Raw genomic sequence first — 26965 nt, 5'->3', positions numbered from 1 at the left:
CGGATCGGCGTCTTAGCCGAGCGCGTTTGCGAGCCGTTTCAGCCCGTCTTCGGTCGTGTCTTGCGGATGGACGAGCGCCACGCGGATATAGGCCTCGCCCGGATTGCCCGCTTCATCGTCGCGGGAAAGATATTTGCCGGGCAGCACTTTGACGCCGCCCTTCTCCCAGATCTGCCGTGCGGCTGCTTCCCCGTCGCCGACATCGAGCCAGAGGAAGAAGCCGCCGGCCGGCCGGTAAAAGCCGAAACGGTTGCCGAGAATGCGCTCGGCGGCATCGATCTTCTTTTGATAAAGCGCGCGGTTCTCGGCGGCATGGGCATCGTCGTTCCAGGCCGCCGCCGCCGCCGCCAAAACCGGCAGCGGGCTTTGCGGCGCGGCGATATTGCGGAAGGAGCGGAAGCGCATCATCAGTCTTTTATCGCCCGCGCAAAAGCCGGAGCGCAGGCCCGGCAGGCTGGAGCGTTTGGAAAGCGAGTGAAAGACGATGACGTTTTCAAAAGCATCCCCGCTTGGAGGGACCGGCAGCTCGAGACAGGCAGAGAGCGCGCCCGCAGGCGGTACCTTGTCGTAGATGTCGGAATAACATTCATCCATCGCCAGCAGAAACCCGTGATAGCGCGCGAGCGTGATCAGGCGTTTGAGATAGTCTTTGTCCGCCACCGCCCCTTGCGGGTTCGCGGGCGAGCAGAAATAGACGATGGAGGTGCGCGCCAGAAGATCGTCCGGCAGGCCTTCGAAATCGGGCAGGAAGCCGTTTTCGGGGCGCGCAGCGATGTAGCGGGGCTCGGCGCCTGCGGCAAGGGCGGCGGCGGCGTAGCACTGGTAAAAAGGATTGGGGATCAGGATCGCGGGCTGCTTGCCGGCCTTTTCCGGCGGGCTTGCGAGCAGCGCGATATTGAACAGCGCCTCGCGGGTGCCGTTCACGGGCAGGATCTGGGTGTCGGGATCGACCGCGCCGACCGGCAGATTGAAGCGCCGCCCGAGCCAGCCCGCCACCGCATCGCGGAAGCCAGCCGTGCCGATGATCGGCGGATAGCGCCCGTAATCGGCCTCATGGGCGCGCAGTTCCTCGCGCACGAAATCGGGAAAAGGATGCTGCGGCTCGCCAAGCGACATCATCAAAGGCTCGGCGCCGGGCTTGATGCCGGCCAAAAGATCGTTCAGCCGCGGAAACGGGCTTTCCGGCAATGCGGCAAAACGGTCCTGCGCGTCAGCCATCTTTCCCCCACTTTCCTATCCGGCACGCTGCCGGACACGCCTCATGCGCCGTCATTTTGACGGCACAAGGTTAACATCAATGACTTATGGCATGACCTTAAACCAATGCCAGCGAATCCGTCCAGCTAGTTTAAAGAGTGGATCGGGGGAAAAACCTATGCGTAATCAGCACTTTATCCAGACAATGTGAAGTTTTTTGTTAACAATCTGTTAACTTTTTAGATGAGCGGCCTTTCCTTCGGGCAGGCGGAACGCAAACGCCCGGCCCCGGTTTTGAAACCGGTGGCCGGGCGTTCTGTCTCCTTGGGCCGGATAGGCCGCTTAGCGCGGGGCCATTTCCGATTCCGGGTTGGCGCCGATCTTGTGGATCGAGAGGTCGGCGCCTTGCGCTTCTTCTTCCGGTGTAAGGCGGATGCCCACCAGCAGTTTCAGCGCCCCGTAGACCGCAAAGCCGCCTGCCAGCGCGTAGGCTGCGCCCGCCAGCGAGCCGATGAGCTGGCTCATGAAGGCGACGCCCCCCAGCCCGCCAAGCGCTTCCTGGCCGAAGATGCCGCAGGCAATGCCGCCCCAGAGCCCGCAAAGCCCGTGCAGCGGCCAGACGCCCAGCACATCGTCGATGCGCCAGCGGTTCTGGCAGAGGTTGAAGAAGATGACGAAGATCGCCCCGGCCGCGCCGCCGACCAGCAGCGAGCCGATGGGATGCATGACGTTGGAGCCGGCGCAGACGGCGACGAGACCGGCCAGCGCGCCGTTATGGATGAAGCCCGGGTCGTTCTTGCCGACGATGAGCGCGACGAGAATGCCGCCCACCATGGCTAGAAGCGAGTTCATGGCGACGAGGCCCGAGACCCCTTCCACGGACTGAGCGGACATGACGTTGAAGCCGAACCAGCCCACACAGAGCAGCCAGGAGCCGAGCGCCAGCCACGGGATCGAGGAGGGCGGCACGCCGACGACGCGCCCGTCCGAGGTATAGCGGCCCTTGCGCTGGCCGAGCAGGACGACGGCGCCGAGCGCGATCCAGCCGCCCACGGCATGGACGACGATAGAACCGGCGAAATCGTTGAAGGCGGCGCCGTAGCTTTCGCTCAGCCAGTCCTGCAGGCCGAAATTGCCGCCCCAGACGATGCCTTCATAGAAGGGATAGATGAGGCCGACGATAACGGCGGTTGCCATGGCCTGCGACCAGAACTTCGCCCGCTCGGCAATGCCGCCGGAAATGATGGCCGGGATGGCCGCGGCGAAAGTGAGCAGGAAGAAGAATTTGACGAGATCGAAGCCCTGCTTGGCGAAGGGGCTGCCCTCCGCCGAGCCGTCGAGCACGGCGGCGGAAACGAGGAAATCCACCCCGTAGGCGACCGAATAGCCGACGAAGAAATAGGCGAGCGTCGAAATCGCGAAATCGACGATGATTTTGACCAGGGCGTTGACCTGGTTCTTATGACGGACCGTGCCGACTTCCAAAAACGCGAACCCCGCATGCATCGCAAAAACGAGGATCGCGCCCATGAGCACGAAAAAAACGTCCGCACCCTGCTGGGTTGCTTCCATGATGTGCCTCCGTGTGCCACCTGACGGAGAGCTCGGGTCTTTCTTGCCTTATGGGAGGCTTTCTCCGAGCCCCAATTTCGGGCAATGGAAGGTCCCCCCGCTGCCCGGCTTAAGCATTCTTTTAATCAAGGGCCGTGCCAACCGGCCCTCAGGCCTGTGCAATCCGCTAATCGTTAATGATTTGAAGATGTTAGCCTGCCTGCGCGGCATCTGCACGGGTTTTGGGCAATGCCGGACTTGCCTAAATGCCGGTCATTTGCCCAAAGAGTGCTGCCTAAATCGAAGGCAGAGCGACTGGGCTGCCTGATTTCGCGGCGGCTCGATGCGTCTTCGTCCAAACAAAAAGAGCCCGGACCTTTTGGGGTCCGGGCTCCAGTGAGGACGGGGCCTTCAATGGTGGTGGCACAAGGCCCCGTCCGACCCCGAGGAAGGTCCCCGGAGGGACCTTCGGGAGGGGCTGGGAGGAGAGGTTTAGTAGGCCTTGGAGCCGGTTCCGAATTCGGGATAGGCTTCCAGCCCGATTTCAGCTTTGTCGAGCCCGAGCACCTCGTCTTCTTCCGAGCAGCGCAGGCCGATCGTGAAGCGCAGGGCCAGCCAGAAGGCGAGCGAGGCGACGATGACGAAGGCACCGATCGAGGCCACACCGATCGCCTGGACGGCGAAGCTCGTGCCGCTATTGGTGATCGGCACAGCCATGGTGCCCCAGATACCGGCCAGAAGGTGGACCGGGATGGCGCCCACGACGTCGTCGATCTTCAGCTTGTCGAGCAGCGGAACCGCAACCACGACCAGCGCGCCGCCCAGACCGCCGATGATCAGCGACCAGCCGATGCCCGGCGTCAGAGGTTCAGCCGTGATCGACACGAGGCCGGCCAGCGCGCCGTTCAGCGCCATGGTCAGATCGACCTTCGTGTAGAGGAGCTGGGTGAGCACCATCGCCGCAACCACGCCGCCGGCGGCTGCCATGGTCGTGTTGGCGAAGATGTTGGAGACGGCAACCGCGTCCGCACCCGTGCCCAGCGCAAGCTGGGAAGCGCCGTTGAAGCCGAACCAGCCGAGCCACAGGATGAACGTGCCCAGCGTTGCCAGCGGCATGGAGGAACCCGGCATCGGGTTGATCTCGCCGTTGGCGCCGTATTTGCCGTGACGCGCGCCGAGGATGATGGCGCCGACAAGCGCGGCCCAGCCGCCGACCGAGTGCACGATCGTGGAACCGGCAAAGTCGGAGAAGCCCATTTCAGAGAGCCAGCCGCCGCCCCACTGCCAGGCGCCCTGGATCGGGTAGATGAAACCCGTCAGAACGACCGTGAAGATCAGGAATGGCCACAGCTTGATGCGCTCGGCCAGCGTGCCGGAGACGATCGAGGCCGCGGTGGCAACGAACACCATCTGGAAGAACCAGTCGGAAGAGGCCGCGTAGCCGCCGCCATTGCCGAAAGTGGCGCCTGCTTCTGCGAGCGCGGCGCTGTCGTCCGGGCTCCACAGGCTCAGCGAGCCGATCCAGCCGCCATCGACCCCTGCATACATCAGGTTATAGCCGACGAGGTAATACATGATGCCGGCAATGGCGAAGAGCGAGATGTTCTTCGTGCACTGCATGGCGACGTTTTTCGTGCGCACCATGCCTGCTTCCAGCATCGCAAAGCCGGCCGCCATCCACATGACGAGGATGCCGCCCAAAAGGAACAGGAGCGTGTTGAAGATAAAGGCGGTTTCTTCGGGCGTTTGCGTGAAGGGCTCTTCCTGCGCAAAAGCCGCGCCGGTAAGGGCCATGGACGCAAGCCCCGCGCCGGCAAGTAGTGTGAGTGTCTGCTTAACTCGTGTCATTTCCATTCTCCTACAGGGCTTCTGCGTCAGTTTCACCGGTACGGATCCGCATGACCTGTTCGACCGGTCCAACAAAGATTTTGCCGTCGCCGATCTGCCCGGTTTTCGCGGCCGCGGCGATGGCATCCACCACTCGGTCGGTATCGCCGTCTTTCACGACGACTTCCACTTTCAGCTTGGGCAGAAAGTTCACGGCGTATTCGGCGCCGCGGTAGATTTCCGTTTGGCCTTTCTGCCGGCCGAAACCTTTCACTTCGCTCACGGTCAACCCTTCGATCCCGAGCGAGGTGAGCGCTTCTCTAACGGCGTCGAGCCGGAACGGCTTGATGACTGCCATAACTAGTTTCATCTGCTCTTCCCCTTTTTGACCTTTTGGCCTTTCGCGGCCATCCGGCGGTCCCATCCAGATCGCTCTTTCCAGGAACTGCCGGACGGCTGATGGGGTTTCATTTTCCAAGAAGCGTGCCGGTTTGCCGGAAGACGCCCTAAAGCGTTGAATCCGTTAAACGAATCTGAAGAACTGCCCGCAAAAGGAGCGCTGTGCAGAGCGCAAATATGCACAATTTTTATGCACAAACTTATTGATGATCAAAAAATATGCAGAAAATCGGTAAAGCGGAGTCGGAGTCCGTACTTTTCCTTTGAAACCGATCGGGTAAGCTTAGGCAAAAAGCAGGCGGGGCCTTTCAGGGGGCGGCGCGCCTGCCTGCAAGCCAATGAACAAGAACAACCAACACCTGGGGAGGTGCGGAATGTCCGAAACAAAATCCATGTGGCCTGTCGCGGTCAATGCGGCGGCGGGCCTGTTTCTGGCAGGCGTGATCGTCTGGCAATTTGCCGGGGCGCCGGGCGGCGGCGAGGGCGAGGCGCCGATGCCGCAAATGACGGCAGCGCCGGAAGAAGAAATGAGTGCGCCGGAAGAAGCGGCCCGGCAACAGGCAGCCCAAGAAGAAAGCGGCCCGGCCGCCGTTACCGGCGCGCGCATCGCAAATGCCGATAGCGAGCCTGGTTCCTGGCTTGCCCATGGGCGCACCTATAGCGAACAGCGTTTCTCGCCGCTTGATCAGATCACGGATAAAAATGTCGATAAGCTGGCCCCCGCCTGGGTTTTCGATACCGGCACGACGCGCGGCCTTGAAGCCTCGCCGCTCGTTATCGACGGGGTGATTTATACGACCGGCAATTGGGGCGTCGTCCATGCGCTCGATGCCAAGACCGGTGAAGAGCTTTGGTCCTATGATCCGGAAGTGCCGGGTGAGTGGGCGCGCTATGGCTGCTGCGATATCGTCAACCGGGGCGTCGCCGCCTGGGAGGGCAAGATCTTCGCGGCGAGCTTCGACGGGCGTCTCATCGCGCTCGATGCCAAGGACGGTTCCGTCATTTGGGAAAAGAACACCATTCCGGGTGCGCCTTACACGATCACCGGCGCGCCGCGCGTGGTGAAGGGCAAAGTCATTATCGGCAATGGCGGTGCTGAATATGGCGTACGCGGATATTTCAGCGCCTATGACGCCAATACGGGCGAGCAGCTTTGGCGCTTTTATACGGTGCCGGGAGATCCGTCCAAGCCGCTGGAATCGCCCGCCCTTGAAAAAGCGGTCGATACCTGGAAAGGCGGGCGCTGGTGGGAAGTCGGCGGCGGCGGCACGGTCTGGGATTCCATGGCCTATGACCCCGAGCTCGACACGCTTTATGTCGGCGTCGGCAACGGCTCGCCCTGGACCCGCGAAATCCGTTCGCCGGGCGGCGGGGACAATCTCTATCTTTCCTCGATCCTCGCCATCGATCCCGATACGGGCGACTTGAAATGGCATTACCAGACGACGCCGGGCGATAATTGGGATTACACCGCCACGCAGCACATCATTCTGGCCGACATGGAAATTGGCGGCGAGACGCGCAAAGTGCTGATGCAGGCGCCGAAGAACGGCTTCTTCTATGTGATCGACCGGGAAACGGGCAAGCTGATCTCGGCGGATAATTACATCACCGTCACCTGGGCAAGCCATGTGGATCTTGAAACGGGCCGTCCGGTGGAAAACCCGGCGCTGGCTTACGACAAGACGACGCAAGTGGTGCTGCCGTCCGCCAATGGCGGGCATAACTGGCACCCCATGGCCTATAACCCGAATACCGGCCTCGTCTATATCCCGACGCAGGAGATCGCCGGCATCTATTCGCTGGAGCGGCAATGGCGCGAAGAGCGCGAATATGACGTGAAAGAGAACTGGTGGAACCCGGGCCTAGACTGGGGCGACTATGTCGATGCGATTAATGCCATGGGCGAAATTCCGCTTGCCGCCGGTTATCTGAAAGCCTGGGACCCGGTGAAGCAGGAAGCGCGCTGGGTGGTCGATCTGCCTGCTCCGCTCAATGGCGGCGTTTTGACCACTGCCGGTAATCTCGTCTTCCAGGGCACCGCCGACGGGCGCTTCGTCGCCTATACGGCGGACCGGGGCGAGAAGGTCTGGGAAGCCGATATTCAGACCGGCATCATTGCCCCGCCGATTTCCTATGCGGTGGACGGCGAGCAATATATCGCCGTTATGGCGGGCTATGGCGGCGTCGGTATTGCCTCGGGTGATGCGCGCCAGACGGCGGCGGCCAAATATCAGAACGAAGGCCGTCTTCTCGTCTTCAAAGTCGGCGGCAAGGCCGACCTGCCGGAAGTTGCGATCAAGGATCAGTCGATCCCGGCGCATGAGCCGGTGGAGCTGACGGAAGAACAGCTGCGCAACGGCGAAGTGCAGTTCATGGCTCATTGCGGGCTTTGCCACGGCGCGCTGGCCATCTCCTCCGGCGTCGTGCCCGACCTGCGGCGCATGTCGCCGGCGGTGAAGGAAAACTTCATGGAGATCGTGCGCGGCGGCATGCTGAAGGACCGCGGCATGGCGAGCTTCGGCGATCTTTTGAGCGAGCGCGATGTCAAAGACATTTATGGCTATATCATCAAGCGCGCGCGTGAGGATAGAGAGCGGCTGGCACCTGCCAACTGATTTCAATCCTCCTTATAAAGATGAAGCAAAACGCCGCCGGTTTTCCGGCGGCGTTTTCTTTTAGGTGCTTCAAGGATGCAGCACGCTTTCAAGGCAGCGGCCAAGGCGAAGGAGGCGCTCCTCGCCATGCGGGGCGCCCATCGCCATGAGGCCCACGGGAAGGCCGAGCGTGTCTTTGCCCACGGGCAGCGTGATCGCGGAAAGGCCGAGCTGATTGCCGAGCGTCGTGTTGCGCAGCGCGCTTACATTCGCTTTGCCATAGGCGGCATCGTCTTCCATCAGCCCCTCAATGGGCGGCGGGCTGAGCGAGACGGTGGGCAGGAGTACCGCGTCATAGCCTGCCGTTTCTTCCAGGTAGAGACGGCGCAGTTCCTCGCGTCTTTTCCATTTGGCCCCGAGCGCGGCGCTGTCCGGGTTCTGGCCCATGCGGAAGCGTTTCAGCACGGGGGCGAACATTTTCTCCGGGGCTTTCTCGATCGCCTCTCCCCAAAGCGCATAGGCTTCGGCGGCAAGGAGGTTCGGTGCCTGCCAGGTCAGGGCGTTCATCTCATCCAGCACCGGCAGCTTGGTTTCCTTGATATGGATGCCGCGTTTGGCAAAGAGGCGCAGCGCGTGGTCCACCGCCTCGCCGATGCCGGGGCTCAGATCCTCAAAGCCGATGCCGCGGGCGATGAGCACATGGGTATCGCGTTTCCTTGGATGGGAAAGATCGGGGGCTTTGACGCCCGCCATAAGCGCAAAGAAGAGCGCGGCGTCTTCCACATCCTTGGTGAGCGGGCCTGCCGTATCGAGGCTCGGGGAGAGCGGCACCGTGCCGTGCAATGAGATGCGCCCCGCCGTGGTCTTAAGGCCCGTCAGCCCGTTCCAGCTTGCCGGGATGCGCACCGAGCCGCCCGTATCCGTGCCGATGGAAGCGGCGCAGAGCCCGCGGGCAAGCGCGACGCCTGCCCCGGAGGAAGAGCCCCCCGGCGCGCGCTCGCAGGTTGCATCGAAAGGATTGGGCGGCGTGCCGAAATAGGGGTTGAGGCCGAGGCCGGAAAAGGCAAGCTCTGTCATAGTGGTCTTGGCCAGCGTGACGAGCCCGGCGCGGGCGAGATTTTCGACAAGGGCTGCATCGCGCGCCGGCATGTTCCCGCTGAGGAGCTTCGAGCCGGCGGTGGTCTCGCAGCCTTTCGTGTCGAAAAGGTCCTTATAGGTGATGGGCACCCCGTCGAGCGGCGAGCGGCGCAGGCCTCTTTTTGCGCGCTCGGCGGCAGCCGCCGCTTCGGCCCGCGCGCGGGTGGCCAGGACGTGTGTGAAAATGCGGTCCGAAAACGGGTCGGCCTTAATCCGCGCCAGAAAATACTCGGTCAGCTCGCGCGGATCGAGCGCGCCTTTTTCGATTTCCGCGCCGAGCGCCCGCGCCGGCATGTCGTGATAAGTGCCGCTCATATGGTCCTCTTTTTCCGAACGCTCCTACAATCGGCGGCCTATGGCAAGCATGAGAGCGGCAAATGGCTGCAGCGGTGAAAGCCCGCCCTGCTTTTACTGGACATGGACGCCCGATCGCGTGATTTTGGGGCCATGAGCACAGCGCAGAGCAAACAAGATCCCGAGATGTTCGATATTGCCGTTGTGGGCGGCGGCCTTGTCGGCCTGCCGCTTGCGCTCGGCTTCGCGCAAGCCGGGTTTAAGGTGGCGGTGATTGATGCGCAGGCGCCCGAAGAGGTGGCGCGGGCGGAATTTGACGGGCGCGTCTCCGCGCTCTCTCCTGCCAGCCTTGCCATGTTCGGCCAGCTCGGCGTGCTGCCTCATCTTGAAAACCGGCTTCAGCCTGTCACCGACATCATGGTGACGGACGGTAAAGTGGGCGGGCGCGCCGCGCCTTTCTTTTTGCATTTCGATGCGGCTGACAATGAAGCCGGGCCCCTTATGCATATGGCTGAGAACAGGCATATCCGCATCGCTGCGCAAAAGGCGGCGGAGCGCGCGCCGGACACGCTTCATCAGATCGCGCCCGATGGGGCGGAAAGTTTCGCGCGCGATGCAGGCGGCGTCGAGGTGCGCCTTGCCAGCGGCCGGGTGATCCGCGCGCGTCTTGCCGTTGCTGCCGATGGGCGCGCCTCGCGGCTGCGCGCCTTTGCGGGGCTGAAAACCGTCGGCTGGTCCTACGATCAAATGGGCATCGTGACGACGGTCGAACATGAACTGCCCCATGACGGCACGGCGCAGGAATATTTCCTTCCCTCCGGCCCCTTTGCCATTTTGCCGATGCAAGGCAACCGCTCCTCGCTTGTCTGGAGCGAGAAGACGGCGCTCGCCAAAACCATCATGGCCATGGACGAAGAAGGTTTTGCGCGTGAATGCGCGAAACGCTTCGGCGATTATCTGGGCGCGCACCGCCCGGTCGGGCCGCGCTGGTCTTATCCGCTCGGGCTGCAGCTTGCCCATGACTATGTGAGCGAGCGCATTGCCCTTGTCGGCGATGCCGCCCATGTGCTGCACCCGCTCGCAGGCCAAGGGCTCAATTGGGGGCTGAAAGATGCCGCCGCGCTTGTCGAGGTCACGGCGGAGACGGCGCGGGTCGGGCTCGATATCGGCTCGCTTGCCGCGCTCGAGCGCTATCAGCGCTGGCGCCGCTTCGATGCGGTTTCGCTCGCGCTCGTTACGGACGGGCTTAACCGGCTCTTCTCCAACGATGTGGGCCCGCTCCGGCTGTTGCGCGATGTCGGCCTCGGGCTTGTCGGCAAGCTCGGCCCGGCCCGGCGCTTTTTGATGCGCGAGGCGGCGGGCGGCAGCGGTGATGTGCCGAAGTTGCTTAAAGGCGAGCCGGTTTAAGGTTTTCGCGCTAGCGGTTCAGGCCGCGCTTGGCGAGTTCGGCAAGATAGGTCTGCCATTTCTCGTTCTGGTTGGCGCCGAGCTCGTAAAGATAATCCCAGGTATAAAGGCCGCTATCGTGGCCATCGTCGAAAATCAGGCGCAGGGCATAATTGCCCACCGATTCCAGTGCCTCGATGCGCACATGCTCCTTGCCGGGCACGATCTTCTTTTCATCGCCCCCATGGCCCTGCACTTCGGCGCTGGGGGATTCGACACGCAGATATTCCGCAGGCAGATGAAACTGCGCGCCGTCGTCAAAGGCGATTTCGAGAACCTGCTCGCCCTTGTTCAAATTGACATCGGTCGGCCAGGGGCGTCCCTCACTCATGCCGGGCTGCTCTCTTCATCCAGGTTGCGCGCTTCCTCGGGCAGCATGATCGGAATGCCGTCGCGGATCGGATAGGCAAGGCGCGCCTTTTCCGAAATCAGCTCGCCGCGTTCCTTGTCATAGACAAGCGTGCCCTTGGTGACGGGGCAGACCAGAATTTCCAGAAGCTTGCGGTCGATGCCCGGTTGTGAATCGCCTGTCGCGTTTGCCATCTGTCCCTCCCAAGGACTATTGAAGGTTGGTGCCGTCTTCGCTGTCGCCCGCGAGCGCCATTTCGGTGAGCGCGATCAGCATCTGGTTGCGGTCTTCCAGAGTCTTGGCTTCGAGCAGCGCCTGCTTTTCCGCCGGGCCGTAAGGGCTGATGACGGAAAGCGAATTGACCAGTGTTTCGCTGCCCGAATTTTTAATCGCTTGCCAGTCGGCGCGCAGATCATAGCGCGTCAGATAGCGTTTGAGGACATCCAGAAGCCGCTCGCGGTCCACCTTGTCCGCGCCGGTATCGGCGCTGAGATCGTCCGCATAAGGGCTGAAATCGGCATGCACCTGGCGGAACGGGGTAATCGTGTCGAGCTCCTCTTTCACCTTGAAGCGGCAAATGCCGGTCAGCGTGATGAGGAGGCGCCCGTCTTCGGTTTCCGAAAAGGAGGTGATGCGCCCGGCGCAGCCGACCTTATGGATCGCCGGTTTTGCCGCCGGATCGCCCTGGGCCGCCATGGCCTCCAGCCCGTCGGGCTGGATCATGCCGATCAGCCGGTCGCCCGCGAGCGCGGCATCCACCATGGCCAGATAGCGCGGCTCGAAAATATTCAGCGGGATCTGCGTGCGCGGCAGAAGCAGCACCCCGGCGAGCGGAAAAACCGGGAGGCGCTCCGGCAAATCGGCCGGGCTCCGGTATCGGTCGATAAAGCTCATCGGCGGGCTGCTTTCATGATCGTTTCAATGGCCTCAGCTTCTCACATAGCGCTTAGCTGAAGAGGATCGAGGAAAGCCGCCGCCGGCCGGTTTTCGTCACTTCGTCCATCGGGCCATAAGCCTCGAAAAGCTCCAGAAGCTGGGTGCGGGCGGCCTCATCGTTCCACTTACGGTCATATGTAAGCAGGGTAAGCAGCTCGTCCACCGCCCCTTCCCGGTCGCCGCGGGCATTCTTGACCATGGCAAGCTCGAAACGGGCCTCGTGATCCTTCGGGTTTTCGGCAAGGCGCGCCTCGAGCGCGGAGGTGTCGACGGAGGCGGCTTCCGCTGCCTTATCGGCGAGCGCGATGGCGGCCTGGGCCGAGGAAATGGCGGCGTGCTGGCGCTGTTCGGGCGGGGCGAGCTCCAGCGTCTGCTTGGCGCGCTCCACATCGCCGCTTTTCAAATAGCACTGGGCAAGCCCGGCAATGGCTTCCGGATTGCCGGGCTCTGCCTGCAGGCAGCCGGCGAAAAGCTGGCCGGCGCGGTTCAGATCGCCCGCTTCCAGCGCTTGATGGCCTGCTTCCAGCATCTGCTCGGCCGGACTCGGGCCGACGGGGCCTGCCAGGCGCTCGATGAACTGTTTGAGCTGGCTTTCCGGCAGAACGCCCGTAAAACCGTCCACGGGTTGGCCGTTTTTAAAGGCAAAGACGGCAGGAATGGACTGCACCCGCAGCTGCTGGGCAACTTCCGGGTGCTGGTCGATATCCATTTTGACGAGCCGCACCGCGCCGCCGGCATTCGTCACCAGCTTTTCCAGCACGGGGCCGAGCTGCTTGCAGGGGCCGCACCAGGGCGCCCAGAGATCCAGAATGACCGGCACTTCCATGGAGGCATCGAGCACATCCGCGGCGAAAGTCTCGGTCGTGGTGTCCTTGATCAGGGCGCCTTGAGGGCCGCCCGCCCCGTCTGTCTGGTTTGGCATGACCGGTTCCATGAAACTGTCCTTTCTGGCCCCCGGCCGCGGCAGTCGTTTTTGCAATCGTTTGTTGAGAGCGCCGCTTGCAGGCGGCGCCTGGCCGGGTGTGCCCTAGGATGTAAAGCGGGAAAGCGCGTCCTGCAAGTCGGGGCTTTTCCCGGCGCCGGCGCCGGGCGCGCGGGCGGGCCGGGGCCGGTTCTTCCCGTCCGGTTTTTGCAGCTTGCGACGAAAGAGACGGAGGGAGGGGAAACCTGCCCCGAACGCTCATTTCGAAATTTTGCTTTTACCTTGATATTCACCGTTTTTCAAAGCGCCCGGCCTTAGGCTTAAGACGAACCCGGCGGTCATCCGCCGAGCCGAGGCATGAGGCAGGCATGACAGAAATATTCTCCCGTATCCGCTTTTCCGACATCCGGATGACGACGAAAAGCGCCTTATTGGTCAGTATGTTAATGACCGTTCTGGTGGCGGCCATGGCGGTTTCCACCGAGTGGCAAATGGCCGGTGAAATCGAGCGGCAGGTGAACGCAAAGCAGCAGGACAATCTGCGCGTGGCGGCGAATGAGCTGCGCGAGGCGGTGCCCGAGCTTAACGTTTCATCTGATCACAATGGCGTGATCGAAAAACTCACCATGCCGGCCATTCCCGAGTTCAGCGACCATAAGCTGATCGACCGGATCGGCTATATGACGGGCGAGACGGTGACGGTTTTCGCCTTCGATAAAGCCTCGCAGGATTTCTGGCGCAAGACGACGAATATCGGCGCGTCAGCGGGCAAGCGTGCGGTGGGCACGCCGCTCGGCAAGGACGGCGCGGTCTATCCTGTGATCATGAAGGGGGAGACGTTCCGGGGCGAAGCGAACATTCTCGGCAAGGCCTATTACACGATCTACGAGCCGATCTACAATCCGGCGGGCGACATTATCGGCATTCTCTATGCCGGGGTCGAAAAGGCGGAAGTCGCCGTCATGCGCTCCAATGTGCGCGAGGGCATTTTCATCGTGGCCGGGATCGCGCTGCTTCTGACCATCGGTATCGCCGTCGTCTCGTTCCGGATGATGCTGCGCCCGCTCGTGCGCATCACCGAAACGATCAGCGAAGTGGCCAAGGGCCGCTCGGATATCGATGTGCCTTATCGCGGCCAGGCCGATGAGATCGGCCAGGTGGCGCAGGCCGTCGATGTGCTGCGCGAAAGCGTGGCCGAGCGCCAGCGCCTGCAGACCGAACAGCAGGAACTGGAGCGCAAAGCCGCCGAGGAACGCCAGCAGCTTCTGGCGGGTCTTGCCGGCGACATGGAAAGCCAGGTGGGCGGCGTCATCCGCCAGATCGCCGATGCGGTGCGCCAGATGCGCGAGGAAGCCCATGCGATGAGCCGCCAGTCCGAAGAGACGGGTGCCACGGCGCAGGAAGTGACGGCCCAGGCCGATGCTTCCTCCCAGGATGTTTCGACCATGGCGGGCGCGGCCGAAGAGCTCTCGACTTCGATCGGCGAGATTTCCGGCAATGTGCGCGCGGCAGCAAATCTGGCGGACCGCGTGGCCGGTGAAAGCGGTGACACGTCCGGCAAGGTGGCCCATCTCATGGCTTCCGCCGACAGCATCTCGGAGATCATCGGCCTTATCAACGATATTGCCGAACAGACGAACCTGCTTGCCCTCAATGCCACGATCGAGGCGGCGCGGGCCGGGGAAGCGGGCAAGGGCTTTGCGGTGGTTGCCTCGGAAGTCAAAGCCCTTGCAGGGCAAACGACGAAGGCGACGGAAGAGATCGAAGCCAAGATTGCCGAGCTTGCCGCCGCCAGCCGCGAGGTGAGCGGGGCGATGGAAAGCATCCGACGCTCGATCACCGAGCTTGGCGAGAACACGACGGGCATTGCCTCCTCCGTCGAGCAGCAGGACGCGGTGACGCAGGAAATCTCCAATAATATCCAGCGCACCTCCGCCGGCTCGCAGGCCGTCTCGAGCGCCATTCAGACGGTGCGCCGGAATGCGGAGGAAACGAAAGAATCCGCCGGCAAGCTGATGTCCGCCGTCGATCTCGTCTCCGGCCAGACCGAGACGCTGGAACAGGCGATGGGAGGCCTTCTCGAACAGTTGCGCCGCAGCGCATAAAGCTCCCAATCGCGCGGCAGCGCATAAAGCTCCAAGGGGCATTGGGGACGGGAAGGGGCGCTTGGCTGTTCAGGCGCCCTTTCTTTATCAGGCCTCTTGTCCGGCCTCCTGCTCTGCTTCTTCGTCGAGCGTCATGAAGGTCACCTCATGACCGCATGCGGCAAGGAAGGCCATGAAGCCGGCCCTCGAAATGGCGGTGGTGGCGCGGTTGTCGAGGGGGTGAAAATAAAGCCGCTCATGGGCCTCAAGGCCTTTATCGAAGACGGGGCGCACGCGGTGTGCTTTATCGTTGGCAAGCGCGAAGGGTGTGACGGAGCCCGGTTTGACGCCGAGCACCTCTTCCATCAGTTCGGCACTGGCAAAGGAAAGCCGGGCGGCGCCCTCCATGCGCTTATAAAGCCTGTTGAGGCGGATCTTCGTTTCCTCCAGCGCCACGATGAGCCAGAGCTGGCCCTCCCGGTCCTTCAGAAAGAGGTTCTTGAAATGCCCGCCCGGCGCCATGTCCCGCCGCCAGGCCTGGCTTTCCTCCACGGTGTGGAGCGGGGGATGTTCCACCGTCTCGGTTTCAAGGCCGAGGGAAGCAAGATGGGCGAGCAGATCTTCCTTGCAGGTCAGCATGGGTCTCTTCCGGTTTGAAAAGGCTCGGGCGGTTCGAAAAGGCGCGGGCCGTTTGCGTGGGAGAAGATTTACGTTCCGGCCCTATTCTTTGTCAAAACCGGGCGCCGAAACCCGGCGTCTCTTGTTCCGGGCCGGGGCGCGGGACAAGCCGGGAGCGGCAAAACCCCCTAAATAGCCCGAAAATAGTGCCTAAATCGGGCTTGCAATCGCGCGCCGTCTCAGGCATATAACGGCCCTCGACAGCGCCTCGTTTGGGGCGCTTCTCCCGGTGGGCGGGCGTAGCTCAGGGGTAGAGCACAACCTTGCCAAGGTTGGGGTCGTGAGTTCGAATCTCATCGCCCGCTCCATTTTCCTTCTCGGTATATTCAGCTTTTTGAACGCCAGCGCCGCGGCGCGCATGGCGCCGCTTGCGCTTATCCTTCCAGGATTTGAGCGAGGGGCACTTCCTGCAAGAGCGCTTCACCTTTGGAAAAGCGGGCAAGGTTATCGAGAAAGAGCGTGTCGTTCTGAATTTCCGAGACGGGGCTCCAGGCGGCGCAATGGGCCGTGAGGCGCACACGCGGATGCGCCCAGAAGGCGCTTTCGGTGGGCAGCGGCTCGGTCTCGAAAACATCAAGCAGCGCGGCGGCGGGGCGCGCCTCATCCAACCCTTTCAAAAGGGCGGCTTCATCGACAAGCCCGCCCCGGCCGATATTGACAAGGATCGCGTCTTCTTTGAGGCGGGAGAGAAAATCCGCATTCACGAGGTGGCGCGTCGTCTCATCGAGCGGGCAGGCGAGCACGATTACATCCATCTTGCCGAGCGCCTCATTCACCTCTGCCGGTGTGATGACTTCATCCGCGCCGGGGGACGGCTTTGCCGAACGGCGCACGCCGGTGACATGGGCGCCGAAGCCTTGTGCCCGCGCGCCGATGGTAGAGCCGATATTGCCGAGGCCGATGACGAGCCAGTTCGTGCCCCAGACCGTGCGGAAGCCAAGGCGCTGCCATTTCTTTTCCGCCTGAGCGGCGCGGCGCTCGGCAATGGGCTGCAATTCGGCCATGACGCTTGCTATCACATATTCGGCGATGGGAATGGAATGGGCGTTCGAATTGCAGAAGGCCTCCGTCTTCTTGGCGATGTCCTTGAAAATCGGATGATCGAAACCGGCGGCGCCCGACTGCACCCATTTGAGAGTGCCGCCCGCCAGCAGCGTTTCGACGAACGGAAAAATGCTTTTCGTCATCAGGATGTCGGTGCTCAGCCAGGCGGCATCGGGCTTTGCGTCGCCCTTGGCGAGCGCCTTGCCCTCTTCCTGAATTTCGCCTTCCGGTGTGACGATCAGCGGGGTGAAACCTGAAGTGATTTTCTTGGCCCGTTCGCCCACCCGTTCAAAAGCGGTTTTGCCCATCAGCACGCGCATGACCCATCCTCCCGTCTCGTTCATTCATTCGTTGGCCGAGTTATACCGTGCGAAGCCGGCTCTGTCTTGAACCTGTCATGGAGGCGCGCTACGCCGCGTCTGCTTTTTAAGTTGCGCCGGCGCGCAAGATCGTCAGGCTAGGCAGGGGATCAAGGGGGAGCCATGAGCGCGCAAGAAGAAACGGTCACGCAAGCCATTACGCAAGACGGCGATCACTTGACGGTGAGCGGCGGCACACCGGCCTCCTCGCTCGGGCGCTTTTCCTGGGCGATGTTCGATTTCGCCAATCAGCCTTATTACACGCTGATCACGACATTTATCTTCGCGCCTTATTTCGCCTCCGGCTTCATCGGCGATGCGGTGCGCGGGCAGGAGCTTTGGGGTTATACGCAGTCCATGGCCGGGCTCGTCATCGCGCTGGGCTCGCCCATTCTCGGGGCGATCGCGGACCAGACCGGCGCGCGCAAACCCTGGCTTGCGTTTTTCTCGCTTGTCTTTGCCGCTGCCATCTCCTGCCTCTGGTTCGCCATGCCCGGCGCGCCTGAGGGCGCGTTCTTCATCATGGGCGCGGTGGTGGTTGCCGCGTTTTCCATGGAATTTGCCATCGTCTTTAACAACGCCATGCTGCCCGCCATCGTGCCGGAAAAGAAGATGGGGCGGCTGTCCGGTTTCGGCTGGGGTATCGGCTATGTGGGCGGGCTCATCGCGCTTTTTATCGTGCTGCTTTTGATGGTGGCGAATGAAGAAACGGGCAAGACGCTGGCGGGCCTTGCGCCCATTCTCGGGCTCGATCCGGCGCTGCATGAGGCGGACCGTTTCACCGGGCCGATGACGGGGCTCTGGTTCCTTCTCTTCATTCTACCGCTTTTGCTTTTCACGCCCGATGTGCCGCGCACGCGCATGAAGCTGTCCGAGGCCGCGCGCAAAGGCCTGGCTCAGCTCGGCCACACGCTTTCAAGCCTCGGGCGATTCCGCAATATCGCGCTCTTTCTCATTTCCCGCATGGTCTATTATGACGGGTTGGCGGCGATCTTCGCGTTCGGCGGGATTTATGCGGCGGGCACGTTCGGCTGGAAGATCGAGACGCTGGCGATTTTCGGCATCGTGCTTTCTATCTTTGCGGCCATCGGCGCGTTTGCCGGCGGGCGGCTTGACGATGCCATCGGCTCCAAGCGCACCATCGTCCTTTCCGTGACGGGCCTCGTGCTCTCCGTGCTGCTTGCGGTGTCGATTACCCGCGATGAAATTTTCTTCATTATCGCCGTACCGCCGGTGGAGCCGGGCGGCGCGCCTTTCTCGTCCCTTGCCGAGCAAGTCTATCTTCTCTCCGGTATTTTGATCGGGGTGTTCGGCGGGCCCGCGCAGGCCGCCTCGCGCACATTGCTTGCGCGCCTTGCGCCCGCCTCGATGATGACGGAGTTCTTCGGCCTTTATTCGCTTTCGGGCAAGGCAACGAGTTTCATCGCGCCTTTTGCGATTGCCGTTGCCACGGGGATTTACGAAAGCCAGCGCGCGGGCCTTGCCGTGATCATCGGCTTTCTGGTTATCGGGCTTCTCGGTCTTCTCTTCGTGCGGGAAGAACGCAGCGCCGCGCTTTAAAGGGCGGCTTTCATCTTTGCGCGTCCTGTGCTCCACTCCTTGTCAAGCGTTCGGCAGAAACGCTGTTGAGGGAGGGGAATGTGGCGGCTGAAGACCGGAATTCAGAGCCCGTGCGCGTGCAGGTGCCGGGTCAGGCAAGCGCGCAGCTTTTATCCGCAACGGGGCTTGAGGCGGCGGACGGCAAAGGCCAGCTTTCCTGGGCGGGCTTTGAATGGGCGCGCAATCCTTATGTGATCCTCATTACGATCTATATTTTCGCGCCTTATTTCTCGAGTACCGTGGTGGGCGATCCGGTGCACGGCCAGGCGATCTGGGGCCATATCAACGGCATTGCCGGGTTCATCATTGCGATCTTCGGCCCGCTTTTAGGCGCGATTGCGGATAGAGGCGGGCGGCGCAAACCCTGGCTTGCCGCTTTCGTGCTTTCCATGGGCTTTGCCACTTTCTGCCTCTGGTTCGCGCTGCCGATGGATGCCGGGATCGGTATTTTGGGCGCGGCGGCCGCCGTGATCATCGCCAATGTCTCGTTCGAGTTTTCCGCCGTCTTTCACAATTCCATGCTGCCGCATATCGCGCCGCAGAAGAAACTTGCCGGGCTTTCCGGTCTCGGCCTCGCGCTCGGCAATCTCAGCTCCCTTATCATTCTGATTTTCATGCTGATCGCCTTCATGCTGCCGGGCGCCGTGCCGTGGAGCTTCATTCCCGAGGTGCCGCTTTTTGGGCTCGACACCAGCGCCCATGAAAATAGCCGCATTGCCGGGCCCATTGCCGCGCTTTGGCTTTTGGTTTTCGCCGTGCCGCTTTTCCTTTTCACGCCCGATGCAAAGGCAACGGGCCTTTCCCCCAAAGGCGCGGTGCGGGAGGGGGTGAAGACGGTCTGGCACACGGTGAAGGGCCTGCGTCACTACCGCAATATCGCGCTCTATCTCATTGCGCGGATGCTTTACAATGATGGCAAGACGGCGGTGCTGATTTTCGGCGGGGTCTATGCGGCGGGCGTTTTCGGCTGGGGGCCGCTGGCGCTGACGATTTACGGTGTGGTGCTTTCCGTCTTTGCGGTGCTGGGCGGTTTCGTCGGCGGCTGGCTCGACAATCATCTGGGCTCGCGCAATGCCATCCTCACTTCGATCGGTTTTACCTCGCTCGGCGTGGTACTGGCCGTTTCCATGACGCCGCAGGAAATGTTTTTCATCTTTCCTTACGATGCGGCAAGTGCTCAGCCGCTTTGGGATCTGCCTTTCTTCCGCACTCTGCCGGAACTTCTTTATGTCTGCGTCGTCATTCTCGTCGCGATTTTCATCACCGCGGCCTATGCCAATTCCCGCACCATGCTGGCGCGCATCGCGCCCGTCTCCAAGATGTCGGAATTTTTCGGGCTCTATGCGCTGTCGGGTACGGCAACGGCCTTTCTCGGCCCGCTCCTGGTAGGGGTCGCGACCTCCGCTTTCCAAAGCCAGCGGGCAGGTTTTGCCTCCGTGCTGTTGCTCCTTGGCGGCGGCATGGCGCTCATGCTGTTCGTGCGTGAGGAGCGGGCGGAAGCTGTGGAAGATGAAATTTAAAGGTGCCAGCCTTTTTCGATGATCCAGGAAATTTCTTTTTCCAGATTGGCGGCAAAGCGGTAGGCATGAATTTCCTCCGGCGCCATCCAGGCATAGGCGCTGTGCTCGGCTGAAAGGCGCACCCTCTCTTCTTCCGTGCGGGCAAGGAAGGAAAGACCGATAACTTTCGTGCCGCCCGCCTCATAATCCCAGACCGTCAGAGGGCGGATTTTTGAGGGAGTCAATCCCGTTTCCTCGCGTACTTCGCGCGCAAGGCCTTGCCGCGCGTCTTCGCCAGGTAAAAGGCGGCCGCCGGGAATGTCCCAGTAGCCGCCATATTCTTCGTCGCTCTCCTGGCGCTTCAGGATCAAGAGTTTCCCCGCGCGCCAGATATGCGCTTTAACGGCAATGGCATGGGTGGTTCGATCTTCCATGATTGCCCGCGCTTTTTCTTAGTGGCGGAAATGGCGCATGCCGGTCATGACCATGGCGAGGTCTCTTTCATCCGCCGCCGCGATGACTTCTTCATCGCGCATGGAGCCGCCCGGCTGAATGACGGCGGTGGCACCGGCTTCCGCCGCAGACAAAAGCCCGTCGGCAAAGGGGAAGAAGGCATCGGAGGCAACGACTGAGCCTTTGGTCAGCGCTTCAGTTTCGCCTGCCTCGCGGGCGGCATCTTCGGATTTGCGGGCCGCAATGCGCGCTGAATCCACGCGGCTCATCTGGCCTGCGCCAATGCCCACGGTGGCGCCGTTCTTGGCATAGATGATGGCGTTCGATTTCACATGCTTGCAGATGCGGAAGGCGAATTTCAGATCCGCCAGTTCCTGCGCGCCCGGCTTGCGCTTGGTGACGACTTTAAGGTCGAGATCGTCGATCACGCCATTGTCGCGGGTCTGGGCGAGGAAGCCGCCGGCGACGGTTTTGACGAAAAGACCCGGCGCGCGCGGGTCGGGCAGGCCGCCCGTGACCAGCAGGCGCAGGTTCTTCTTAGCGCCGATGATCTTGCGCGCCTCTTCATCGGCGTCGGGGGCGATGATGACTTCGGTGAAGATCTTGGCGATTTCTTCCGCCGTTTCCCCGTCCAGCGTGCGGTTAAGCGCGATGATGCCGCCAAAGGCGGAGACCGGATCGCATTTCAGCGCTTTGCGGTAAGCCTCTGCAAGCGAGCCATCCATCGCGACGCCGCAAGGATTGGCGTGTTTGATGATGGCGACGGCTGCCGTTTCTTCAGGGTTGAACTCGGCGACGCATTCAAAGGCGGCGTCCGTGTCGTTGATATTGTTGTAGGACAGCTCCTTGCCCTGCACCTGCTCGGCGGTGGCGACACCGGGGCGGTTTTCACCGGTGACATAGAAGCTTGCTTTTTGATGCGGGTTCTCGCCGTAGCGCAGCGATTGTTTGAGCGTGCCGCCGATGGCGCGGTAGGTCGGCGCTTCCACGGCCAGCTCATCGGCGAACCAGTTGGAGATGGCCGCGTCATAAGCAGCCGTGCGCGCATAGGCTTTATGGGCAAGGGCGCGGCGGGTCTTCATCGTCGTGCCGCCTTCTTCCGTAATCTCGGCGATCACCTGCGCATAATCGGCGCCGTCCACCAGCACGGTGACATAGTCGTGGTTCTTGGCCGCGGCGCGGATCATGGCCGGGCCGCCAATGTCAATATTTTCGACACAGGTTTCATAGTCGGCGCCCTTCGCCACGGTTTCCTCGAAGGGGTAGAGGTTGACCGCCAGAAGGTCGATGCGGGCAATGCCATGCACTTCCATGGAGGATTTGTGATCTTCATTGTCCCGCACGGCCAGAAGCCCGCCATGCACCATGGGGTGCAGGGTCTTTACCCGTCCGTCCATCATTTCCGGAAAGCCCGTCAGGTCCGAGACGTCCTTGACCGGCAGGCCCGCTTCCTTGATCGCCCGGGCGGTGCCGCCGGTGGAAACTAGCTCGATGCCCGCCTCATTGAGGGCGGCGGCGAATTCGATCAGCCCCGTCTTGTCGGAAACGGAGATCAGCGCCCGGCGGATGGGCTGAATATCGGCTGCTTTGGCGTGCGGCATGATTGGCTCATTTGTTGGCGGGAGGACAATTGAGGAGGGCGATAGCATGAAAGCGCGCTCCGCGCCAAGCGGGCGGGGCCTGCCTGCGGCAATCCTGCCATTTATGTGAAGGCTGAAACTTAGTCCGATGCCGGGGAGGCGGGGGTCAGTTCCGGGAATTCGGGTACTTCGGCCTCCTCGCCCTTTGTGGGGCGGGCATTCGAGAGCCGCCGCCAGGCCCATTGCACTTTCGCCTCGTCCTTGAAGACATGGCCGGAGACGACGATCTGCTCGGAGCGGCGGGTGGTCTCGCCGCCGCCCAGATAGACACTGTCCTCGAGCGTAAGCGTGCTTTCCCCGCCGCCCAGCACTCTTGCGCGGAACTGCCAGCCATCCCCGTTCGGCAGCATGACGAGCACATTGGAGCCGTCATGGGCCAGCGAAGCGCGCGCTTCCGGGTGGAGATGAAAGCGCAGGGCAAAGGCCTCGCCCTCGGTCTTCTTTTTCCAGTAATCGGGATGCCAGGGCGGGGTGTCGTCGTCGGTAACGCGCAGGAGATGGTCTTCCCCGCGCAAATCCTCGCCATTGGCGGCAAGGAAGAGCCGGCGGCCATGGATCAGGCCGAAAAGCTTCTGATAGCCGTTGTGGCTGGCTTCGAGCCAGATGCCGTCCGCCGTTTCGTTGCGCCGGCTTTCCACCCGGCTCGGCCCTTCCATGAGCCGGGGCCCGAGCAGGAGATGGGCCATCGCCCCTTGGGTGAAGCGGGCGGATGACGTGTCGTTGACCACCATGGTGGAATGAGCGGCGGTCGCCCGGCTCGCCGCGCGCCAGTCCGGGCCGAAAAGGCGTGTGTCGCCGCAATTGACCACCAGGCGGCAGCGCCCGGCGCTCATTTCAAAGGAAAGGCAGCCGGCGTGGCTGTCATGGGAATAGCGGCCGGGCGGCGGCGGGCCGGTATCGATAAGGAGGGTGGATTTGCCCGCCGAAAGGCGCTGATAGCCCGAATGGGGCGCAAAGCCGAAGGGTTTGCCCTTCGTGTCGTCATAGGCGAGCACCGCATCGATCGCCCCGTCCGGGCCTTCGTTCGAGCCGTTGAAAAGCGCCAGCTTGCTGTCGCCGTGCCGGAAGAAGCGCAGCATCGGCATCATCCGGTCGATGGCGTTGCGCACATCCATCGGCACTTCCTGACGCCGGGCGATCAAGGCTTCGCGCAGTGAGACGAGATCGAGCAGGATGGAAAGCTGGGCGGCGGGGCTGCGGCTGATATGGCCGCCATCGGGCAGGATCTGCTCGCGCAGTTCCCGGCAGACCAGGGCAAGACCCTTAGCGAGCCTTTTCGGTCCGTCGGAAAGGCAGAGGCCGGAAAAAGCAAGGCCGAGCGCCGCCGTAAGCCGCGGCTCGCCCGCCGGGGCGCCGCCTGCCACGCGGGCGAGATGACGGGCCTGACTTGCCATATTGCGCAGGAGCGTCGAGCGGTAAACGAGCTCGCTGTTTTCCATGATCAGCCGGCCATTGGCGACCCAGGAGATGAGGCGGCGGCCGATCACATGGGGACGCCAGGCAATGGGATGCCAGCGCCCGCTCGTTGCGATCCAGTCTTCGATCAGAAGCCGGGCGAATTGGCGCGCATGGGCATCGCCCCGGGCGGAAAGATGCCGGGCCCAGGAAAAGCCGTGCAGCTCTTCGGCCCAGGTTTCGCTCGGCGCCGCCGCCAAAAAGGGCGAGGTGTCGGTGACACGCACCTGGCCGCCGGGCAGATCGAAGCGGCCATGCATGAGCGCGGCGCCTTTATCGGCGCGGCCGGGCCGCAAATCTTTGGGGTAATGCACCATATGGTCCGGCATCGGACCGCGCAGCGTCAGCCCATAGACGCGGGTGCCGTAAATATAAGCGAGCGCATGATCGAGGGTGCGCCGGGCCGCAGCGACACAAAGGTCGGCCGTCCGGTTGCCCGGGGGCATGATGTGATGTTCGGACCGGGCGCCTTTGGTCGGCGCGCGTGATGCGGCAAGCTCTTCGCTCAAGGCCTAAACCCGCTTCGTGCGGCTCCCTTGCTCAAGGCCTTCGGCGCTGGTTCAGCCGCGCAGGGCCTTGATATTACTCGCATAGGCGGACGGGCCGCCCTTAAAGGTGGCGGTGCCCGCGACCAGGACATCCGCGCCTGCGGCGATGACGCGCGGCGCGGTTTCCATATTGATGCCGCCGTCCACTTCCAGGTCGATCGCCTTTCCGGCGGCGTCGATGCGGCGGCGCAGTTCCTCGATCTTCGGCAGGCTCGATTCGATGAAAGATTGCCCGCCGAAGCCCGGATTAACGCTCATTACGAGAATGAGGTCCAGATCTTCCAAAATCGGGTCGATCACATTCAACGGCGTGGCCGGGTTGAGCGAGAGGCCCGCTTTCAGGCCCCGCGCCTTGATCGACTGAATGGTGCGGTGGATATGAGCGCCGGCTTCCGGGTGGAAGGTGATGATGTCGGCGCCGGCATCGGCAAAGGCATCGATGTAAGGATCGACCGGGGCAATCATGAGATGCACATCGAAGGTCTTTTTCGAGTGCGGCCGGAGTGCTTTGACCACATTCGGGCCGATCGTGATGTTGGGGACGAAATGCCCGTCCATGACATCGACATGGATGTAATCGGCGCCGGCCTCGTCGATGGCCCGCACTTCCTCGCCCAGGCGGGCGAAATCGGCGGACAGGATGGACGGGGCGATCTTGATGCTCTGGCTCATTTACTCGTGCTGCCTAAGGGGTCTTTCTCTTAAGGTCCATGCTTAACAGCGCGATTCCGGGCGCGCAAGCAAACTTGGCGCAAGGGCCGGGGCCTGTGTCCGCCGGTCACCGGCCGCAGTCTTTAGACAAAAAAGGGGCCTTCAGACAAAAAACGGGCGGCGCCGAGAAGGAGAGACGCCGCCCGGAAACGCTGAGCGCTTTTAAGGGTGAGGTTATTCACTGACGATCGCGCGCAGCATCCAGATCGCTTCCTCGTGTTTTTCGAGGCGCTGGGTGAGGAGGTCGTCCGTCGCCTTGTCCCCGGCACTGTCGGCATGCTCGGCGGCATTGCGCAGCCGGCGCACGATTTTCTCGTGATTGTCGATGAGCTGATGGATCATTTTATCCGCCGAAGCCGGGTTTTCCTGCTCCTTGATGGAGGAAAGCTCGGAGACCTCCGAGAGGCTCTGGGGCGCGAAATGGCCGAGCGCGCGAATCCGTTCCCCCAGATCGTCGAGGGCGGCGAAAAGATCCTCGTAATGCTCTTCGGTCAGCTTGTGCAGGCCGTAGAAATGCGGGCCGACCACGTTCCAGTGGAAACCTTGGGTTTTAACGAGCAGCACCCAGGTATCGGCGAGAACGCCGCCCAGCGCGTCGGCGAGCTTTTTGCGTTCTTCATCCTTGATGCCGGTATGGATCTGGGATTCGCGGGGGTTTCCTTTCAGGGCAGCAACCTTACTCATGACGTTCTCCTTTATCGTCTTGCCGGCCTGCCAGGGGCGGGAGGAGAGTGCCCCGGGGCCGGAAGTGATGGGATCATTCACAAGCAAGAACGCTTCTAAAGAAACGTTGTTCCCCAATAAACTCAGTATCTTAGGCTAGTTTCTTGAGGCGCGCGGCGTAAAAGCCGTCAAGCCCGCCAAGGCTCTCAAACTGCGCGGGCAGGGTCCGCAGATCGCCTTCTGCGGTGATCAGCGGGGCAAGGGCATCCGCGTCCTCGCCAATCTCGGCGGCGGTGAGGGGCAGGCGGGCAATGTCCTTGCGGTTGCGCAGCAGCTTTTCGATCTGCGCCGGGCCTTCGGCCTCTTCCAGCGAACAGGTGCAATAGATGAGCGTGCCGCCGGGGGCCAGAAAACCGAGCGCTTTGCTGAGAAGGCGGAATTGCAGATCGGCAAGTTTGGCGATGTCCCCGGCGCTTTTCAGATGCAGCACGTCCGGGTGGCGCCTTGCGGTGCCGGTTGCTGAGCACGGGGCGTCGAGCAGAATGAGCGGGAAGCTGCGCTCCGGTTTCCAGCGCAAGGCATCGGCGCTTATAAGCTCGGCCTCAAGGGAAAGGCGTTTCAGGTTTTCCCGGATGCGGGCAAGGCGGCTTGAGGATTTATCGAGCGCTGTGACACGAGCCCCGGCAGCGGCAAGCTGCGCGGTCTTGCCGCCGGGCGCGGCGCATAGATCGAGTACGTCTTTGCCTTTCACATCGCCGAGCATTTTTGCGGGCAGGGCTGCGGCGGCGTCCTGCACCCACCAGCCGCCTTCCTGAAAGCCGGGCAGTTTTTCGACCGATGCGGTTTTGGCAAGGCGTACGCTGCCCGTCGGCAGGACCGTGCCTTCGAGGCGCGCGGCCCAGCCTTTGGCATCTTCCTTTACCGAAAAATCGAGCGGCGGCTCTTTCAGATGCGCGCTTGCAATGGCGCGCGCGGTTTCTTCCCCGTAAGCGCGCTGCCAGCTTTCCCAGGCCCAGGCGGGGGTGTTCAGCTTTTCCGCGTCTTGCGCCTCCACAATTTCTTTGCCTTCCCGGTCGATGCGCCGGGCAATGGCATTGACGAGATTTTTGAGCGGGCGCGTCTTGTGGTCGAGCGCGGCGGCGCCGACGGCGGCATTCACCGCCGCATGGGGTTTGACGCCGAGAAAGAGAAGTTCGGCGGCGGCGGCGATCAGAATGATCCCGGCGCGTTTGGCCCGCTCCGGCAGCGGCTTTTCGAGGAACCCCGCCAGCAGCGCCTCGATCTGGCCGAGCCGGCGCAGGCTGGTGGCGGCAATGGCGCGGGCAAAAGCGCGGTCTCTCGTTTCAAGCGGGCGCAGCATGGGCTCGCAGGCAAGAAGCGCTTCGTCCAGCGAAATTTGGTCGAAAAGCACGCGGGCGATCAGCTCATGGGCGGCAACGCGCGCGGGCACCCCGCTTGTCTGGCGGGATGTGACCGGGGCCGGGGGTTTTTGCTTTTTCTTGCCGGGTTTGTCCGTCATGGCGCTCTCACTCGTTTCTGGGCGCGGTTAGAGCACATGGCAGGGCGCAGGCCAAGGA

Annotated in this window: 22 protein-coding genes and 1 tRNA gene; 6 read left to right on the top strand and 17 right to left on the bottom strand. The window is 62.3% G+C overall.

Annotated elements, in window-relative coordinates; translation table 11 throughout:
• Nucleotides 1-12: 12 nt before the first annotated feature.
• The 4 genes from M2A_RS00875 to M2A_RS00860 all read right to left on the bottom strand — a co-directional run bounded on the left by M2A_RS00875 (nt 13) and on the right by M2A_RS00860 (nt 4945).
• Nucleotides 13-1218, bottom strand: a complete 1206-nt coding sequence (locus M2A_RS00875) for an aminotransferase class I/II-fold pyridoxal phosphate-dependent enzyme (protein ID WP_045441774.1) — start codon at nt 1216-1218, stop codon at nt 13-15.
• Nucleotides 1219-1539: 321 nt separating this feature from the next.
• Nucleotides 1540-2769: an ammonium transporter gene (locus M2A_RS00870; RefSeq protein ID WP_045441773.1), complete on the bottom strand. Its 1230-nt coding sequence runs from the start codon at nt 2767-2769 to the stop codon at nt 1540-1542.
• 471 nt (nt 2770-3240) lie between these two features.
• On the bottom strand, nt 3241-4596 hold the full coding sequence (locus M2A_RS00865; protein ID WP_045442280.1) for an ammonium transporter family protein: 1356 nt from the start codon (nt 4594-4596) through the stop codon (nt 3241-3243).
• Nucleotides 4597-4606: 10 nt separating this feature from the next.
• Complete coding sequence (locus tag M2A_RS00860) at nt 4607-4945, bottom strand: P-II family nitrogen regulator (RefSeq protein WP_045442278.1); 339 nt, start codon at nt 4943-4945, stop codon at nt 4607-4609.
• Between the two features lie 403 nt (nt 4946-5348).
• Here M2A_RS00860 and M2A_RS00855 point away from each other — a divergent pair, with 403 nt between their 5' ends.
• Nucleotides 5349-7592, top strand: a complete 2244-nt coding sequence (locus M2A_RS00855; RefSeq protein WP_052379097.1) for a PQQ-dependent dehydrogenase, methanol/ethanol family — start codon at nt 5349-5351, stop codon at nt 7590-7592.
• Nucleotides 7593-7661: 69 nt separating this feature from the next.
• On the opposite strand, the gene M2A_RS00850 is transcribed toward M2A_RS00855, so the two are convergent.
• The gene (locus tag M2A_RS00850) at nt 7662-9023 is read right to left on the bottom strand and encodes an amidase (protein ID WP_045441771.1); all 1362 of its coding nucleotides are present in this window, start codon (nt 9021-9023) and stop codon (nt 7662-7664) included.
• Between the two features lie 132 nt (nt 9024-9155).
• Between M2A_RS00850 and M2A_RS00845 the strand changes: the two genes are divergently transcribed.
• Nucleotides 9156-10409, top strand: a complete 1254-nt coding sequence (locus M2A_RS00845; RefSeq protein ID WP_045442275.1) for an FAD-dependent monooxygenase — start codon at nt 9156-9158, stop codon at nt 10407-10409.
• Between the two features lie 10 nt (nt 10410-10419).
• Here M2A_RS00845 and M2A_RS00840 read toward each other — a convergent pair whose 3' ends face one another.
• From M2A_RS00840 to trxA, 4 genes are read right to left on the bottom strand one after another with little or no spacing between them, the layout of a single operon-like run.
• Nucleotides 10420-10779, bottom strand: coding sequence for a gamma-butyrobetaine hydroxylase family protein (locus M2A_RS00840; protein ID WP_045441769.1), 360 nt, complete (start codon nt 10777-10779; stop codon nt 10420-10422).
• Nucleotides 10776-10991, bottom strand: a complete 216-nt coding sequence (locus tag M2A_RS00835; protein ID WP_045441767.1) for a Trm112 family protein — start codon at nt 10989-10991, stop codon at nt 10776-10778. Before M2A_RS00835 ends, M2A_RS00840 begins: the two co-directional genes overlap by 4 nt.
• A 16-nt stretch (nt 10992-11007) precedes the next feature.
• Nucleotides 11008-11691 (bottom strand): LON peptidase substrate-binding domain-containing protein, encoded by a 684-nt coding sequence (locus M2A_RS00830; RefSeq protein WP_045441765.1) that lies wholly within the window; start codon nt 11689-11691, stop codon nt 11008-11010.
• Between the two features lie 52 nt (nt 11692-11743).
• Entirely contained in the window at nt 11744-12667 is a 924-nt protein-coding gene (gene trxA / locus M2A_RS00825; RefSeq protein ID WP_156101651.1) for a thioredoxin, read from the bottom strand.
• A gap of 356 nt (nt 12668-13023) precedes the next feature.
• Here trxA and M2A_RS00820 point away from each other — a divergent pair, with 356 nt between their 5' ends.
• Complete coding sequence (locus tag M2A_RS00820; protein ID WP_052379096.1) at nt 13024-14760, top strand: methyl-accepting chemotaxis protein; 1737 nt, start codon at nt 13024-13026, stop codon at nt 14758-14760.
• An 87-nt stretch (nt 14761-14847) separates the two neighbouring features.
• Here M2A_RS00820 and M2A_RS00815 read toward each other — a convergent pair whose 3' ends face one another.
• Nucleotides 14848-15378: a prolyl-tRNA synthetase associated domain-containing protein gene (locus tag M2A_RS00815; protein ID WP_045441763.1), complete on the bottom strand. Its 531-nt coding sequence runs from the start codon at nt 15376-15378 to the stop codon at nt 14848-14850.
• A gap of 272 nt (nt 15379-15650) precedes the next feature.
• Here M2A_RS00815 and M2A_RS00810 point away from each other — a divergent pair.
• Nucleotides 15651-15725 (top strand) — tRNA-Gly (locus M2A_RS00810).
• Between the two features lie 66 nt (nt 15726-15791).
• Here M2A_RS00810 and M2A_RS00805 read toward each other — a convergent pair.
• Entirely contained in the window at nt 15792-16781 is a 990-nt protein-coding gene (locus tag M2A_RS00805; RefSeq protein WP_052379095.1) for a D-2-hydroxyacid dehydrogenase, read from the bottom strand.
• A gap of 162 nt (nt 16782-16943) precedes the next feature.
• On the opposite strand from M2A_RS00805, the gene M2A_RS00800 reads away from it, so the two are divergent.
• On the top strand, nt 16944-18380 hold the full coding sequence (locus M2A_RS00800; RefSeq protein ID WP_081875276.1) for an MFS transporter: 1437 nt from the start codon (nt 16944-16946) through the stop codon (nt 18378-18380).
• Between the two features lie 80 nt (nt 18381-18460).
• Nucleotides 18461-19939: an MFS transporter gene (locus M2A_RS00795; protein WP_052379094.1), complete on the top strand. Its 1479-nt coding sequence runs from the start codon at nt 18461-18463 to the stop codon at nt 19937-19939.
• On the opposite strand, the gene M2A_RS00790 is transcribed toward M2A_RS00795, so the two are convergent.
• The 6 genes from M2A_RS00790 to M2A_RS00765 form a co-directional block, all read right to left on the bottom strand.
• Nucleotides 19936-20352, bottom strand: a complete 417-nt coding sequence (locus M2A_RS00790; RefSeq protein WP_052379093.1) for an NUDIX domain-containing protein — start codon at nt 20350-20352, stop codon at nt 19936-19938. The genes M2A_RS00795 and M2A_RS00790 overlap by 4 nt on opposite strands.
• An 18-nt stretch (nt 20353-20370) precedes the next feature.
• Nucleotides 20371-21972: a bifunctional phosphoribosylaminoimidazolecarboxamide formyltransferase/IMP cyclohydrolase gene (purH, locus tag M2A_RS00785; RefSeq protein ID WP_045441761.1), complete on the bottom strand. Its 1602-nt coding sequence runs from the start codon at nt 21970-21972 to the stop codon at nt 20371-20373.
• A 119-nt stretch (nt 21973-22091) separates the two neighbouring features.
• On the bottom strand, nt 22092-23975 hold the full coding sequence (locus M2A_RS00780; protein WP_052379092.1) for a heparinase II/III family protein: 1884 nt from the start codon (nt 23973-23975) through the stop codon (nt 22092-22094).
• A 51-nt stretch (nt 23976-24026) separates the two neighbouring features.
• Nucleotides 24027-24686 (bottom strand): ribulose-phosphate 3-epimerase, encoded by a 660-nt coding sequence (rpe, locus tag M2A_RS00775; protein ID WP_045441758.1) that lies wholly within the window; start codon nt 24684-24686, stop codon nt 24027-24029.
• A 213-nt stretch (nt 24687-24899) separates the two neighbouring features.
• Nucleotides 24900-25409: a Dps family protein gene (locus tag M2A_RS00770; RefSeq protein WP_045442259.1), complete on the bottom strand. Its 510-nt coding sequence runs from the start codon at nt 25407-25409 to the stop codon at nt 24900-24902.
• A 130-nt stretch (nt 25410-25539) separates the two neighbouring features.
• On the bottom strand, nt 25540-26907 hold the full coding sequence (locus M2A_RS00765; protein ID WP_081875274.1) for an RsmB/NOP family class I SAM-dependent RNA methyltransferase: 1368 nt from the start codon (nt 26905-26907) through the stop codon (nt 25540-25542).
• Nucleotides 26908-26965 lie beyond the last annotated feature (58 nt).

The sequence above is a fragment of the Tepidicaulis marinus genome, from assembly GCF_000739695.1.
GTDB lineage: Bacteria > Pseudomonadota > Alphaproteobacteria > Parvibaculales > Parvibaculaceae > Tepidicaulis > Tepidicaulis marinus.
This window is presented reverse-complemented; position numbering and strand designations above follow the sequence as displayed.